The organism is Ruminiclostridium hungatei (genome assembly GCF_002051585.1).
In the GTDB taxonomy this organism is placed as follows: domain Bacteria; phylum Bacillota; class Clostridia; order Acetivibrionales; family DSM-1351; genus Ruminiclostridium; species Ruminiclostridium hungatei.
In genome coordinates this window covers 38,926-53,098 of the sequence record NZ_MZGX01000034.1, presented here as the reverse complement: position 1 = coordinate 53,098, position 14,173 = coordinate 38,926, and the positions used below count along the sequence as shown (strand labels likewise).

The following is a 14,173-nucleotide window of genomic DNA, read 5'->3' as shown; positions in this document are numbered from 1 at the left end:
CATAAAATATTCCTGTATAAAAACAAAAACGGTACCGAAATTGGTTTTTCACATCAATTTCGTACCGTTTTTCATTCTTAAAACGCCGAAAAGCCCGACAAAATCGGACTTTTCAGACAAATTGTGGCGGAGAAGGTGGGATTCGAACCCACGTGACGTTTCCGTCAAACTGATTTCGAGTCAGCACCGTTATGACCACTTCGATACTTCTCCATGCAGTCTGAGTTAATGTAAAAAATTAATGATTAACTTCAGCATATATATTCTACACGTAAACAACCCTTGTTTCAAGTTTTTTATTTTTCCAGTATTCTACACAGCTTCTTCACTTTCATATCACATTACCTTCAATATCAGGAGTTATTATATTACCTATGGAACATAATTAATTTTCGGTGAGGCAGAGTAAAGAAAAAATATTTTAGCCGACTCCCTTTTTATCTGCAATGATTAATTGTTGCAGTTTTCATAGATCATCTCCTTTAATGACAAATAAAATGGCTGCCTTTTTCCGGCAGCCATTTTATTTTTAAAATTCCATTCTATCGTAAATTCTCTGTGCAATTCCCATTGAGATGCCGTAAAGTACAATGTCCAAAAGTATGGAGCTTACAAATAATGCGGTTGTATTATTTAAAACTGCTATACTTGAAAGCTTCTCCATTGTCTCAGGTTTAAGGCCCTTGGCCATTATTCCCACCAGAAAAATCCCCAGAAAGGGTATAAAGGATATGAACCTCCCCTTGATGGCTCCGAATTTAAAAAAGGCAGGCAACTGGACTGCTGTGAATAACATGTACATGGTCAGTCCCGCACTGACGGATACAATTACCTCCTCCATTTCAAAAGATCTTTTTGCCAGAAAGAAGAATGTTATGTCCATGACGCTTCCGAATATGACCGCAATCAGCCCGGCAAGGGCTGAGAACAGATACCTGCCCGCAACTATGTCCTTCTTGCTGACAGGCAGCAAGCCGTATAGTCTGTTCAAATCGTTTTTCTCAGCTATTGAAAATGTATAATTGGAGGTCATTGCCATAATACTCATGCAGAATATAAACCCCGAAACAATATCCTGGGTGCTGTATATTATGATGAGGGGAGCTATGAAAACCACCAGCAGCGATTTTGAATAGGGCTTTATCAATGAAATATCCAGTCTCAGCATTTTTAAAACATTATTCATTTCAATTGCCTCCTTTGCTTGTGAAAACTATAATGTCATCGATTGAAACAGGCTCGCAGCTCAGGTGGCTGAATTCCCTGATATCTGTACTCCTGATAAGTCCTTCGAAGCCGGTGGAATATCTTCTGATACCGAGAAGCTTCTCTTCCAGCCTGTGGCTGAGTTCATCCTTGCCCCCTTTAACCATCCTGAAGCCATCTGTAAAATCATCCTTGGGACCTGTATAAAACAGACTTCCATTGTTGATGAAGGTCAGGTAATCGGCAATTTTGTCCAGGTCTGAGGTTATATGAGTGGAAAAGAGCACACTTCTCGTACCGTCCTGTATGAATTCCGACAGGATTTCCAGCAGTTCATCCCTTGCAACCGGGTCCAGACCGCTTGTGGGTTCATCCAGTATAAGAAGCCTTGCATCGTGGGAGAAAGCACAGGCAAGCATTAATTTCATCTGCATGCCTCTTGAAAGCTCTTTGATTTTTTTATTCAGATTAAGGCTGAATTTTTCAGACATCTCCCTGAATTTTCTGCTGTCCCAGGATTTATAAAAAATTCCCACGGATTTTTCCACCTGCCTGACAGTCCAGTCCTGAACAAAGTAATTGGCGTCAAAAACAGCTCCCATATTTTCTTTTATCTTATTCTGGTCGTTAATACTGTCCATACCTAATATTTTTATACTTCCGGCGTTTTTTTTCAGCATGTTCAGCATCAGCTTTATTGTAGTGGTCTTTCCCGATCCGTTTGGCCCTATCAGCCCCATGATATATCCCTGGGGCAGAGAAAAGCTTATATCCTCAAGCGTAAATTTGTCATATTCCTTTTTTAATCCCTGAATTTCAATAGCATTACTCATTTTCATCCTCCTCCATAAGTATGCCGAGCATTTTTACAAGTTCTTCTTCAGATATTCCTGCTCTTCCGGCAGCTTTTATTGCCGCAGTCAGATTATCTTCAACTTCTCTGAGCAATTGTTCCCGGATGAGCTCCGAGCCTCTTCCCATAACGTAGCAGCCCTTACCCTGAACATTGGTGACAAAGCCCTCCTGCTCCAGCTCGGTATATGCCCTGGTCGTGGTCAGGACACTGATTTTCAAATCTCTGGCAAGCTGCCTCAGAGAAGGCAGCAGTTCATTTTCTTCAACTTCCCCTGAAAGAATGGCACTTTTTATCTGCTCCTTTATCTGCTCATAAATGGGTATCCCCGATGTATTGGAAATAATTATTTTCACTTAATTCCTCCAGTTCAATGTATATACTGTTATACATGTTACATATACAGTATATACATAATAAATATCTATTGTCAATAAACTAAAAAAATCCTGTTCGGCAGTTAGAACTGAACAGGATTACTTATTAATTATTGATTACTATCCTAATTACTTCATTACTTTTTGCTTCAGATCTCTTTTTATATCCTTAAGGACTTCTTTCAAATGGCTAAGCTGCACGTTATACCTTATGCTCCGCATATGAGGAAAAGCGCGGATCAGTCTTTGTCCGCTGCCCTTTTTGGAAGTGAGGGCTTCAAACTTCTCCCTGAGCTTCTTATTTATATCAATTTTACTTTCTTCTATTTTCTGGTTCAAACCGGCTTTGCCTTCTTCTATCTTTTGGCTCAGGCCAGCTTTGCCTTCTTCTATCTTTTGGCTCAAGCCGGTTTTGCCTTCTTCTATCTTTTGGTTCAGTCCGGCTTTGCCCTCTTCTATGATTACCTTCAGCTTTTCAAAGCTTTTGAGAAATTCCCTTTCGTTGAACCACTCTCCGATATCCGCATTCCTGCGGAGTTCTTCTGTAAACTCATACAGCCTTCTGAGCCGCTCATTAAGATTTACCAGTGTATTCAAGGTAAAGATGCTGTCAACTATAAATGCCGCCAGCAGCAGCAATACCATAATTTTTAAATATCCGGCAGGCAGGCTTGAAACCATATATTCCGTGAACGGATGCGCCACCTTGATCAGCAGGACGCTCATGATACCGAAGTATATGGAATTCTTAAGGCATACCCGGCCTTCAAGATTAAACCTGTTTTGACTGTAATCCCACCACCTTGTCCCGAAAAAGGTTTCAAGCAGCCAGCCTGTCACATATTCAACTGTGCTTGTAATTACAATGCTGCTTATAAATATGATGGGAATGCTGAATGCAACCGGTTCCAGTATCCAGATAATGAAAAGGGCCCCAAATCCATAGACAGGACAGACAGGACCGGCCAAAAAACCTCTGTTTACAATCCTTTTTGCCAGCAATGAACAGTAAATGACTTCACATACCCATCCAATAACACTGTAAATGGTAAAATAAACAATTATTACTTCTGCATTCTGCAAAATGGACTCCCCCTGTAAGATTCATTTAATTAATTATACAATACCCTGGCCCTACGTTCCATATGTCGCATTAACTGAAACTATTTTCTATTTATGCCCTATTTTTCTACATTGTTTTACAATATATCGCTCAAACACGCAAAATTCCCATAGATTCCAGCCTTATTTAAAGATTTTTTCCCCATAGTCTCATTTCAAATACTTCCGGTTTATAGTAAAATATCACTAGACAGGTTTATATAAATTATTCCTGTCATAATTTTAAAACAGTAAAAGGTGATAATATGGAGTTTCAAATACCAATCATAAATATGGTTTTATCACTCTCCGGTGCAGTTGATTTAATCGACCCCAGCTTGACCAACCACCACAAAAGAGTTGCGTATATAGCATACAGCATTGCAAAGGAAATGAATTATTCAGAGCTTGAACTGAAGGATATAGTATTGGCTGGGCTTCTGCATGACTGCGGCGCGGTTAATCTTTCTGAAAGAAGTTCATTATTCGAATTTGACTATGGAAATTCCGCCCTGCAAAGGCATTCCCACGGCTACAAGGGCTGGTTTATACTAAGCGATTCCCAGGAGCTGAAGGCAGCCGCCGAAATAATAAAGTTCCATCACGTGTTTTGGGAGGAAGAGGCTGAGGGTTATCTGGATGCATATAAAATACCCAGGGCAAGCCATATACTGCATCTTGCCGACAGAATCGACATTCTTATTAACAGAAACATGGAGATTTTAAACCAGAGAAAATTTATAGTATGCCAGATTGAGAACCGCAATGGGACAGTATTCATGCCGGAGGCGGTAGAGGCTTTTAAGGTGCTTGCCCCAAAGCCCTATTTCTGGTTTGATATAGTGACACCCTATATTGATGAGCTCATAAGAAATGAATTGTCATCATATGTAGTTACACTTAACAACCAGAGCCTGTTTGAATTTGCAAATGTAGCCCACAGGATTATTGACTTCCGAAGCAAATTTACAGCCACACATTCTATCGGGGTGGCTACCAGTGCCAGCAGCCTGGCTGCAAAGCTGGGTTTCAGCGGGGAGGACTGCGAGCTTATGCACTGTGCAGGACTTATGCACGACCTGGGCAAGCTGTCCATTTCGGAGAATATCCTTGAAAAGCCGGGGCCGCTTAACAGGCATGAGTACAATGTTATAAAAAGTCACACCTATCATACATACAGAATTATCAATTCAATGCCGGGACTTGACAAGGTGAGGGACTGGGCGGCCTTTCACCATGAAAAGCTGGACGGCACGGGCTATCCCTTCGGGCTGGGAGCGGACAAGCTCACCCTGGGCTCCCGTATACTGGCAGTAAGTGATATGTTTACGGCTCTGACCGAGGAGAGACCTTATCGTAAAGCCTTGTCGGTGGAGGCTGCAACGGATATAATCATGAACACCAGAGGCCTGGACCCGGATGTAAAGGCTTGCCTGTACAAAAATCTTGAGGAAATCAATGAAGTCCGCAAGATCTCTCAGGAAAACATTTTTGTGAGCTGCCATGAGGTGTTAAACAGTGAATACGGCTTTTTGAATTCCAAACTGAAGCCTTGCAGGCATACTAAAATCAGTAATATTATGAATTTTAAGGTGACAGGCTGATATATATATTTTTTCTGTGGAGCAGGAAAGTGAAAAAAAGCCGGCCAAAAGGCCGGCCAAGTTATTGTTAAGGGTATTTCACAATTCTATTGTAGATTGTTTCCGCCGATTTTACACTGTCAATAGCTGTTTTATGAGGAATGTTCTTCCTTGGGGCTTTTATCGGCAGTTTGTTGTTGACAAGTACTATGGTGTAATGTAAAATATAAAAGCGGCTTAAAAAGAACCGAATATTTTATATGGAGAGATGGCTGAGCTGGTCTAAGGCGCACGACTGGAAATCGTGTGTAGGCTAACCCCTACCGAGAGTTCGAATCTCTCTCTCTCCGCCAAAATCAAGGCTTTCAGGATTTAATTCTGAGAGCCTTTAAACATTTGTTGGGGTTCTGTGGTAGCAAACGTAAAAATACGAATTGCTCTGCCTCCTGATACACACAGGCCTTCTTTATTGTAAAAATCAATTTCGGTATATGGCTTTTTAAATGAACAACTATGTATACACAATTCAGGCTTGTTAGGTGTTTCGTAGCTGTGTTCTTCCCTATAATCTCCTTTATCAATAAAAATACTACCTTTGACTACTAGGCGTGATGACAATACTCTTATGATCGAAGGAGAATCGGGGACGCCTACAAATCATATATATGGCATGGGATTTCTTTCAAAGAATTAATTATATCATCATTTTCAAAGTCTTGTTGCTGTAGCATACTTCTAAAACCTGCGCGCATAGCAACCGCATTTTCAATCATGTATTTTCGTTGACTCATTTATTAACTCCCTACAACAAAATAATCATGGTAGTAAATACCAAAATATACTGCAGTATTTATTCCTAAATTCATTCAATAACATTGATATGTGGCTAAATAAGATAAGTGATAATTTATCCATTCAGGAAAGGTCAGTATTGCTTGGAGTATCCCAAATCTGAAATTATAATCGTACAGAAATATATAACTTACTAATATTATTTGTAAATGATTGGATTATTATATATAATATATTCTGTCAGAACGGGACCAAAATTTAAGAGAATTGTAAAAATAATTTAAGGATGGTACATATACTGGAATCTATTGAGAAGGGAAAAAAATTAGTTACCAGCATTATTATTTTAATACTGTTAATTGATATATTTACTATCGCTATCACTTCATCAATATATGCTGTAAGCGGTATGATGAGTGATGCCACTTATAAAATCATGCAGGGAATATTCCGGCTTTTGCTGGAAGGTCTGATTTTGTTCTTCCTCTACAAGGGACATAAATGGGCAAAATGGCTTATGATTGTATTACTTTTTATAGGCGGTTTATTTTCGCTCATCACATTTATCACAAGCTTTAGCATAATAATATTGCTAATGGGTATAGTGTACATAGTTATTGGCATAATTCTGACCACCTCAAAATCTGTGAAACTATTTTTGGAGTTTCAGAAAAATGGATAAACTTTACTCTTTAAGGTAAGTTTATCCAGCAAATCTTCCAGCACTTTTTGAGTTTTTCCAGCCAATATTGTATAAGTGCCTGGAAAGAAACACATAAATAAACACCTCCTGCAAGGCCTGAATAATTATGCTTTTACCTGTCGAGGTGTTTGGAAGGCTAAAATAGCCACATTTAAAATTTAAAACATATTTGAAAATAAAATATTAACTGGAATGGTGGTCAAATTGAATATAAAAAATTATATTATAGAGACATCAAAGGATAATAAATATGGTACTTGTGGAACTATGATATACAGCGATTCAAAATGCAGAATAGAGTTTGACGTATGCGATTATAGAGACCCTGTATGGTGGATTACAATATTAAAAAAGTTTAAATTATCAAAGGAACAAAAAATTGAACTATTGCGGAGAATTTCAGCAGATGTCAAAATGCGGGTATACGAAGAACTTATTGGCGAGATTCAAGAAAATATAAATAATATTGATGGGTCTAAAAGCATTATGGACTATTAGTCCAATAATCTTCTTATCCTGAAATTGTTATGATATTGATACTGCATTTCAAAAACTTCCCTGTTTAAGCTCCGTATCTCTCCCCTCTTACCTGCTGCTTGACTGATATTCCAAATATCGCTATCATGTAAATATATAGTATTAAGGAGTGCTCTGTAAAATGATGATTACCTTTAATTAATCACGCTGTCACAATCAAAGGTTCAGAAGAAGCCTGTTTTATTAAGAATTAAAATAGGTCTGTTTTGTTTTTACTTTGATTTGTAATGAATTGGTTAAGGGACGTCTTTTACAGTATACTGCCTGTTTTCAGATAATTCGCTGTACATGACTTTTTTGTGTATGGTTTATTATTCCAAGGGACAGTAAAGCTGTATTGGTGTTCATGCCAATAGCAGCTTTTTTTGTTGTGCCGGTTATCCTGCTCTTGCCTTGCAGTTATCCTGGGTTATCCTAAATTGATCACCCAGGCAGGGTATATCCGGCACAGGCCTTATTGGAAAGGAGGGATATTATGATACGCATTCTTGATTTCTTGAACGAAAAGCTCCATGCAAAGTCTACAATATGAACCCTGGCGATTAATTGCATGGAGCTTTTTGGCAATCGCCGGCTTTCATTCCGACAACTTGACGGAAAGCGTTCATAGCGCAGACTTTGCTGCCTTAAGATTAAAAATATTTTAAGGAGTGGAGTTGGAATGAAATATATAAAGGCAGATGTTGTTCTTCCTGAAGCTTTGCTGAAGGAAATACAGAAATATATACACGGGGAATTGATCTATATCCCCAACCCCAAAGGCACACGCAAAAAATGGGGTGAATGCTCGGGAAGCAAGCTGCATTTGAAGCAACGGAACGATGCTATCCGCGATAGCTACAGTAAGGGCTGTTCCATCGACCAGCTTTGTGAAAAGTTCTGTCTTTCCTTTGACAGTATCAAAAAAATTGTCTACTCGTCTAAGTAATTGTAAAGACCCGTCCGGCTGAAAAGCCGGACGGGTCTTTTGTGCACAGAATAATTAATAGATATTCTCAATATATTATCCGTAAGCTATTTCACCTATAATTATCAATATGTGGTGCTCCTGCCACTAAAGGCGCAGCAGGCTCATTCAACAGCCACAGGCAATATGTAATAAGCAATAACCTAACAGTCAGTGGAGGTACGGCATGAAAACCTATCATCGTAATTTTATTTATGAAAGTAAGGATTTTGACAATATGTGCAGCTTTATCCTTGAGGATAACAAATTGAGAAAGGAACATTTTATCTGGCATATCGGGCGCATTGTGGACTGGAAATACAACCTTTCAAATTTCAGCAGGCACTTCCCGGATAACTATTGCCGTGGTGCACAGCTATGGTTTGATTACTTTAATAATCCCATAGGCTTTGTAATTTCTGAAGAATTCAATAATGAGTTCTCTATTCTGCTGAAGAATGCATATTCTTTTCTATATCCGGAGCTGCTTGGCTGGGTGAGAAAAGAATGGGGCTGCAAGCACAAAGGTCTGGTTACCCAGGCAATAGAAACGCAGACAGGATATATTAAAATTCTTGAAAGCAATGGCTACAAAAGGAATGAAAATATAGAACTGACACGGGTATTTGATACAAGCCTTTATAAGAATTTTATGATTGAAGACTTGTCAATATCCTTCCTGAGCATGGCCGAAAACAAAGATTACTCAGAGCAGGCAATTCTCAGAAGAAATGCCTGGCCAAAGACCTACAGCGATGAAATAGATTTGCAGATCAAGGAATACACCCGGAGGAGCCCTATTTATAACGCCAATTTCGACTTTGTGCTGGTCAATAAGGAAGGCAGGCATATCTCAGGCTGCGAAGCCTTTATAGATTATGAGAACAACACCGCTGAAATTGAAAGGGTTTGCACCCATTCTGATTTTTATAACAGGGGGTATGCCGGGACGGTGCTTAAAGCCTGCATGAGAAAGTTATACGAACACAATATTTTAACAGCTTTTATCAGCGGCTCATATGATAAGTCCATCCACCTGTATGGAAAGCTGGGACACGTAAAAGAGTATACCAGATTCTCCTATGAGTGCAGGACCGGAGAATAGCAGAATAAATTTACGTTCCAAGCATCCTCCTACTTTCACTGTTGTTTACTAAAGCTGAATAAAGCTTGTATATCCGGACGGTTATTATAGATATCATAATACGAGAATACGAGGTATAATCAAATAGCCGGATTATACCCCAGTGTCATAAAATCAGCGGTTTCCTGTATAATGGAATTCACAAATGAATTCATATACGTCTTCCAACAAGGGTAGTCCTGCATTGTGGTGATTTAGCCCGGCTTTTTATTGAGTTTGAGTACCAGACTCCGCTTATCCGCCATGGCTTGAAACAGGCTCACGGCATGTGCAGCTTTTTCCTTGAGCGCAAGGGTTGTCCTCTCTGATGTAGTTCCTGATGTAGTTCCTGATATTGTCCCTTCCGCCGTTTCTGTGGCAATCTGCTCCATAACGGTTTTTATATCCTGCAATTCCAGAAGGTTCACGGCTATGCAAAAGAAGCTTTTCCTCCTGCCGTCATTGTAGTTTGCAAGTAAAGATTTCAATATTTCCTTTTTCTCGGAAAGTTCGGCCAGGTAAGCATCTATCCCCATTTTCCTTACCTTATCCATGTCCTTTAACTGGTTTCGGTGAGTAACAAAGGAATCGAAAGCATCTATTCCTTCATATTTTTTACACGGGTACTCCCCACACAGATGGCAGAACTCAGGCTGCCCGTGCTGCCGGCTGCAGCGTGCTATTGCACAGCCCTGGTTTCCCTCTCCTCCTCCGCACCCAGGACAGTAATTATCCAGATGCATCACACAAAGTCCACAATTTAAACCACATAGTGAAAACAGAGTGTATTTCCTGTTAAAATTCTTCACCGGTATACCTCCCTTGCAAATACCTGTTTATTAATAAACCAGAGATACTGCCGGAAGCACTGACTTAATGCTGCAGGTTCATTCTTCTCAATTGCTCCGGCAAATTCACTGCCCTGGCTGTCAGGCTTAATTCCCACAAGGTAATTTCTCGAGCTGTCAAATACATCCCTTCCGAAAACTATATCCTTTTTGTTATACCGGCTGTACATATATCCTTTCGCCTTTTCGCCCCTCAGCCGGTTAATTTATATGGGCGATGTAGTCTGGTTCGGCATATACAACACAGGAGTATTTTTTCAGCTTGGTTATGGCAACAGATACGCCCTTTACAGAGTTATCCTTAAGCTTTAAAAGCCAAGTTGAGTGTCCTAAAAAATTTTCTATCTGTTCCGGATTGCGGTATAGATTTACATAAGAAACCACGCCCAGTTCCGCCAGGGTTTTATCATTTAAGATTTCGTTCTCATAACCAAGCTTTATTGCAACTATAACCCGTCCGGGCACAATTTCAGGATTGGTTATCACTATCTTGTCTCCGGGACCAGTGATGCTTATTGCACCAGACCCGTTATCCACGGCTGCACTGCCCGCTGCAAAACAATTCTGACTCATGAGCACCAGCAGCATTGATACCATAAGTACAACTATCAGATTTTTTCGGATACGCATACTTGAAACCCTCCTTAGTAATAATTTTTGATTTATAAGCACGAGACTGCAATTATTTTTATATTACCATAAATTGTAAAATAATGCAAATATACGTTTCTTGCTCAGTCTTCTCTTGAATACCTCTAATTCATCAGGCCGTAGGTTAGTGGGCTATCCCGGGATTATGAGTTTATATGATATAAACCTATATATTTTAAAAAAACTCATGTTTTTAAAATTGACTATTGACTAAATTGCCAATACTTTATATAATAAATAGGCTGCTATAACCTGGCAGCTAATTTACATAATTTTTATATGCGCCATTAGCTCAGTTGGTAGAGCACCTGACTCTTAATCAGGGTGTCCCGGGTTCGAATCCCTGATGGCGCACCACGACCCCCTCAAATCACTGGATTTGTCAGGGGGTTTTTCGTTAAATAAAAAGGCATCCAAAAGGAAGCCCTTATTTGCACCACTCAGAATTAAAGCTTTTCCGGCGCTGCTATCTTCTTATTCTGACACCTTTTGCAAACCGTTATTTTATCGCCATTTCCTGCGATTATGTCATATAAAACCTTTATCCTTGTGGTTTTGCATACCGGACACGTACCCCTCCCATGGGATGGTAATCTCCATATGGTTTTACCTCTATGCGGTTTTGTTGCCATTACTGTCTTCACCCTCTCTACACTTTCATTCCAACCATTAATCCCACCAGACCGCTTTTTATCAGTGATACCGGCTACACTAAAACCTTAACACAGCCATGTCCCACATGGCAATTTCACAAATGATTATGTAAAGAATTTGAGCATTTCTGCTTTTCCTGACTTATTATTCTTCTTATGCTTTGCTCGGAAAGATAATATAGCTTTGTCAAATCCGGAACTGAAGTGCCTGACCTGTAGTCACGGTATATCTTCCTATTCCTCTCCAGAAGGCTTTCCCTTGTACCGCTGGCTTCTCCCCATGCCTTGTGCCCGCCGTTTTTCCGTGGTATATACATAAATTCACCATCCACATATTCCTGAATAAGCTCAATGATTTCTTCCGGCAGCACGTCCTGTGCCTTAATATATTTCATAGCTCTGCTCCTCCCAAATTTTTACGGTTGAAGCAAAGACCTTATTGAATTTTATCCAATAAAAAACCGCAGTTCAGGTGATCCCTGCTGCGGTCTTGTTTCAATAAAACAATCCTTATTCCCAATCTCCAATAAATAAACGATGCTGAAAACCATAACACTAATTAAACCCTTATAGATGAAATAAAGGCCTGCAAGTATACAGCTAGTCACAGCACCGGCTACATCAGGGATTCAGGCTCCGAGCAAAGCATCGCCGACATTGATTTCTGTGGTCTTTGCGCGGAGCAGCTTTTTCGATTATAGGACTGCAATGAGTTCATGGATTTATTCCTTTCCATTAATTAAACAACTCCTTCAAGGTTATCATATAAATTTTTGCTGTTCAAGCTCAAGAACAATTATGAAGCATTCTTGAGCAAATACACATAAGCTATCTTGTCAAAACACTTTAAAAATATAACAAATAAAAACAAGCTTCAGGTATTTGGAAGACCGCCTTGGATTTGACCATTATCAAGTGCGGAAAGTCCAATATTGACTTATTTAAAGTATTTAAGGCTTCTTCTGTTCCATTTTATGGGTAAGAATTTTGCACAAGTCAACTAATAACTTGACATAGAGATAATTGATTCTTCTGATTTCTCTATTTCTATACCGAATGTTGAAAAAAGCGTCAGTAATAGGGATGTATCAATCAATGCAGCATCTGCCTCTAATGTCCTCAATTTGCAATATCAATTACTAAAAAATAATACCACATGTGAAATATGGGCAGAATGTACCTGGTTATCATATACTGGGACTGCTCCAACGAAAGTAAGTGTTGACCTAAGTATTAAGAAGTATACCTCAAGAACTTCCTCCGCAGTGACTAAATCACAAAAGTCATATATAAACATAGTTATGGGTACTACCTATAGCACAGATACCGTCTCAACCACGGCCGGTTCAGCGTTTTGGCAATTAGCTACGACTACCACACAAGTATTAAATGGAAGCAGTTCATCCATGGACAAAAATTCAGGAATCTCTTTATTAAATGCTGCTGCAAAAGAGTACCCAACTTATACTGATCCTATCTCAATGAAATCATTAACAGAACCAACGGCAACTAATTGGACAAAAGTAAGCAGTCCTATCTCTTCACTAACTTCCTCCCAATTGTCAGCATTTAGAACTTGGTATCAAAATACATATTGGGATGGTCAAGCTATTGATTTGTCCACTCGTGAAGTACACCATATTAATATATTATATATGGTGTCGTTAGTATAAAAAATATTCCTCATAACAAGAAGTAAAAGTCATGTGGAAAAATTTATTACTTAATTATTCAAAGGTCAATCCATTTGTAATTCCAAATCCACCAGCTACACTAATTGAGATAAATGAAGTTGAATCAAAATTCAATTTACATCTGCCTAAGCAATTTAAAGATCTCCTTTTGGAATGTAATGGTGATAGAAATTTTGTATTTTCAACAAAAGATGTAATTGAAACTAATATTGACTTAAGAAAGATGGATGAGTCTCTAAATAGCATTTTATTTGTAACAGGTAATGGATGTGGGGATTACTTTGGTTATTATGTAGTTGATGGTAACATACAGTCAGACCAAATTTACATGTGGGAACATGAATCTGATAGTCGTAAATTAAAGGCAAAAGATTTAAAGGAAGCTATTGATAAGTACTATAATGATGAGCTCTAAGCTGTGTGCAATATTCTACCTATATAGATTAAAAATAGGTTTTGATAAGTTATTTTCACCAGAGTACTCTCCCATATTCTGCCGGAATAATCCCCCATTGACTGTGAAAACTATAATGGGTTAAAAATATAGTTTCAGGGAGGGTACCAGCGTGAAAGATACATGTGACAAGTCAAAGTGGATTTCACGCAGCGAAAGCCACTACGTGTCTTTCATTACTATTTGTGTACGCGCTATGCGCGTAGATAGGAGATAATATGGTCCAATCAGGAAATTACCAATCCAATGGTGATGAAGCTCTGGTATATACGGATTGTACTTCATCGGGCTGCAATGAGTGCGGTTGTGAAACCTTTAATGTGGAGCTGTCCGACAAGGCTTCCGGTGAAAATTACTCCGGTGGTGTTTCCTTCACAACCTTTGGCGACCAACTAAAGGTCACTTATGACGGGCAGTTGGCCAAGGGCGGTGCCTGCGAAGTTTTTGCAGTGGTCAGTACCAGGGACGGCACTGCCGGAGCCGACACTTCCACATACCATATGAGCAATACCAGTCCCAAAAGATATGAATTATCAATCCCCTTGCAAAAGAACAGGCAGATATCCGTTTCATTTAAAGACAATTCAGACAACTGGGATAATAATTCAGGCAAAAACTATAGTTATTACATCCAATAAAAGCAGGTGGCCTT

General features: G+C 39.2%; 17 protein-coding genes and 3 tRNA genes. 9 read left to right on the top strand and 11 right to left on the bottom strand.

What is annotated here, in order from left to right; genetic code table 11:
• Positions 1-124: 124 nt before the first annotated feature.
• From CLHUN_RS20190 to CLHUN_RS20170, 5 genes are all read right to left on the bottom strand, one after another.
• Positions 125-213: transfer RNA gene (locus tag CLHUN_RS20190), tRNA-Ser, on the bottom strand.
• 316 nt (positions 214-529) lie between these two features.
• Positions 530-1,186 (bottom strand): ABC-2 transporter permease, encoded by a 657-nt coding sequence (locus CLHUN_RS20185; protein WP_080066499.1) that lies wholly within the window; start codon positions 1,184-1,186, stop codon positions 530-532.
• 1 nt (position 1,187) lies between these two features.
• Positions 1,188-2,039: an ABC transporter ATP-binding protein gene (locus tag CLHUN_RS20180; protein WP_080066498.1), complete on the bottom strand. Its 852-nt coding sequence runs from the start codon at positions 2,037-2,039 to the stop codon at positions 1,188-1,190.
• Entirely contained in the window at positions 2,032-2,415 is a 384-nt protein-coding gene (locus tag CLHUN_RS20175; protein WP_080066497.1) for a GntR family transcriptional regulator, read from the bottom strand. Before CLHUN_RS20175 ends, CLHUN_RS20180 begins: the two co-directional genes overlap by 8 nt.
• Before the next feature lie 150 nt (positions 2,416-2,565).
• Positions 2,566-3,519 (bottom strand): putative ABC transporter permease, encoded by a 954-nt coding sequence (locus tag CLHUN_RS20170; protein WP_080066496.1) that lies wholly within the window; start codon positions 3,517-3,519, stop codon positions 2,566-2,568.
• A 284-nt stretch (positions 3,520-3,803) separates the two neighbouring features.
• On the opposite strand from CLHUN_RS20170, the gene CLHUN_RS20165 reads away from it, so the two are divergent.
• Together CLHUN_RS20165 and CLHUN_RS20160 are read left to right on the top strand one after the other, a co-directional pair.
• A complete protein-coding gene (locus CLHUN_RS20165) occupies positions 3,804-5,141 on the top strand; it encodes an HD domain-containing phosphohydrolase (RefSeq protein WP_080066495.1) in 1,338 nt (445 codons plus the stop codon).
• A gap of 241 nt (positions 5,142-5,382) precedes the next feature.
• A tRNA-Ser gene (locus CLHUN_RS20160) sits at positions 5,383-5,473 on the top strand.
• A 297-nt stretch (positions 5,474-5,770) separates the two neighbouring features.
• On the opposite strand, the gene CLHUN_RS22210 is transcribed toward CLHUN_RS20160, so the two are convergent.
• Positions 5,771-5,911: a hypothetical protein gene (locus CLHUN_RS22210; RefSeq protein ID WP_165755808.1), complete on the bottom strand. Its 141-nt coding sequence runs from the start codon at positions 5,909-5,911 to the stop codon at positions 5,771-5,773.
• Between the two features lie 908 nt (positions 5,912-6,819).
• Here CLHUN_RS22210 and CLHUN_RS20150 point away from each other — a divergent pair.
• The 3 genes from CLHUN_RS20150 (at position 6,820) to CLHUN_RS20140 (ending at position 9,203) form a co-directional block, all read left to right on the top strand.
• A complete protein-coding gene (locus tag CLHUN_RS20150; RefSeq protein ID WP_080066493.1) occupies positions 6,820-7,113 on the top strand; it encodes a hypothetical protein in 294 nt (97 codons plus the stop codon).
• A gap of 700 nt (positions 7,114-7,813) precedes the next feature.
• Positions 7,814-8,080: a CD3324 family protein gene (locus CLHUN_RS20145; protein WP_080066492.1), complete on the top strand. Its 267-nt coding sequence runs from the start codon at positions 7,814-7,816 to the stop codon at positions 8,078-8,080.
• A gap of 205 nt (positions 8,081-8,285) precedes the next feature.
• Entirely contained in the window at positions 8,286-9,203 is a 918-nt protein-coding gene (locus CLHUN_RS20140; protein WP_080066491.1) for a GNAT family N-acetyltransferase, read from the top strand.
• 233 nt (positions 9,204-9,436) lie between these two features.
• Here CLHUN_RS20140 and CLHUN_RS20135 read toward each other — a convergent pair whose 3' ends face one another.
• From CLHUN_RS20135 to CLHUN_RS20125, 3 genes are read right to left on the bottom strand one after another with little or no spacing between them, the layout of a single operon-like run.
• Positions 9,437-10,030 carry a DUF3795 domain-containing protein gene (locus CLHUN_RS20135; RefSeq protein ID WP_080066490.1) on the bottom strand — a complete coding sequence of 198 codons (594 nt, stop codon included), beginning with the start codon at positions 10,028-10,030 and terminating at the stop codon, positions 9,437-9,439.
• On the bottom strand, positions 10,027-10,239 hold the full coding sequence (locus tag CLHUN_RS20130) for a hypothetical protein (RefSeq protein ID WP_080066489.1): 213 nt from the start codon (positions 10,237-10,239) through the stop codon (positions 10,027-10,029). The genes CLHUN_RS20135 and CLHUN_RS20130 overlap by 4 nt, the downstream gene beginning before the upstream one ends.
• A 31-nt stretch (positions 10,240-10,270) precedes the next feature.
• Complete coding sequence (locus tag CLHUN_RS20125; RefSeq protein ID WP_080066488.1) at positions 10,271-10,699, bottom strand: hypothetical protein; 429 nt, start codon at positions 10,697-10,699, stop codon at positions 10,271-10,273.
• Positions 10,700-11,001: 302 nt separating this feature from the next.
• Here CLHUN_RS20125 and CLHUN_RS20120 point away from each other — a divergent pair.
• Positions 11,002-11,077: transfer RNA gene (locus CLHUN_RS20120), tRNA-Lys, on the top strand.
• An 89-nt stretch (positions 11,078-11,166) separates the two neighbouring features.
• On the opposite strand, the gene CLHUN_RS20115 is transcribed toward CLHUN_RS20120, so the two are convergent.
• Both CLHUN_RS20115 and CLHUN_RS20110 read right to left on the bottom strand, forming a co-directional pair.
• The gene (locus CLHUN_RS20115) at positions 11,167-11,352 is read right to left on the bottom strand and encodes a hypothetical protein (RefSeq protein ID WP_080066487.1); all 186 of its coding nucleotides are present in this window, start codon (positions 11,350-11,352) and stop codon (positions 11,167-11,169) included.
• Positions 11,353-11,468: 116 nt separating this feature from the next.
• Positions 11,469-11,768 (bottom strand): CD3324 family protein, encoded by a 300-nt coding sequence (locus tag CLHUN_RS20110; RefSeq protein ID WP_080066486.1) that lies wholly within the window; start codon positions 11,766-11,768, stop codon positions 11,469-11,471.
• A gap of 1,011 nt (positions 11,769-12,779) precedes the next feature.
• On the opposite strand from CLHUN_RS20110, the gene CLHUN_RS21915 reads away from it, so the two are divergent.
• The 3 genes from CLHUN_RS21915 to CLHUN_RS20100 all read left to right on the top strand — a co-directional run bounded on the left by CLHUN_RS21915 (position 12,780) and on the right by CLHUN_RS20100 (position 14,159).
• Entirely contained in the window at positions 12,780-13,046 is a 267-nt protein-coding gene (locus CLHUN_RS21915; protein ID WP_133051125.1) for a hypothetical protein, read from the top strand.
• 31 nt (positions 13,047-13,077) lie between these two features.
• On the top strand, positions 13,078-13,482 hold the full coding sequence (locus tag CLHUN_RS20105) for an SMI1/KNR4 family protein (RefSeq protein WP_080066485.1): 405 nt from the start codon (positions 13,078-13,080) through the stop codon (positions 13,480-13,482).
• A 257-nt stretch (positions 13,483-13,739) separates the two neighbouring features.
• Positions 13,740-14,159, top strand: a complete 420-nt coding sequence (locus CLHUN_RS20100; RefSeq protein WP_080066484.1) for a carbohydrate-binding protein — start codon at positions 13,740-13,742, stop codon at positions 14,157-14,159.
• Positions 14,160-14,173: the final 14 nt, after the last annotated feature.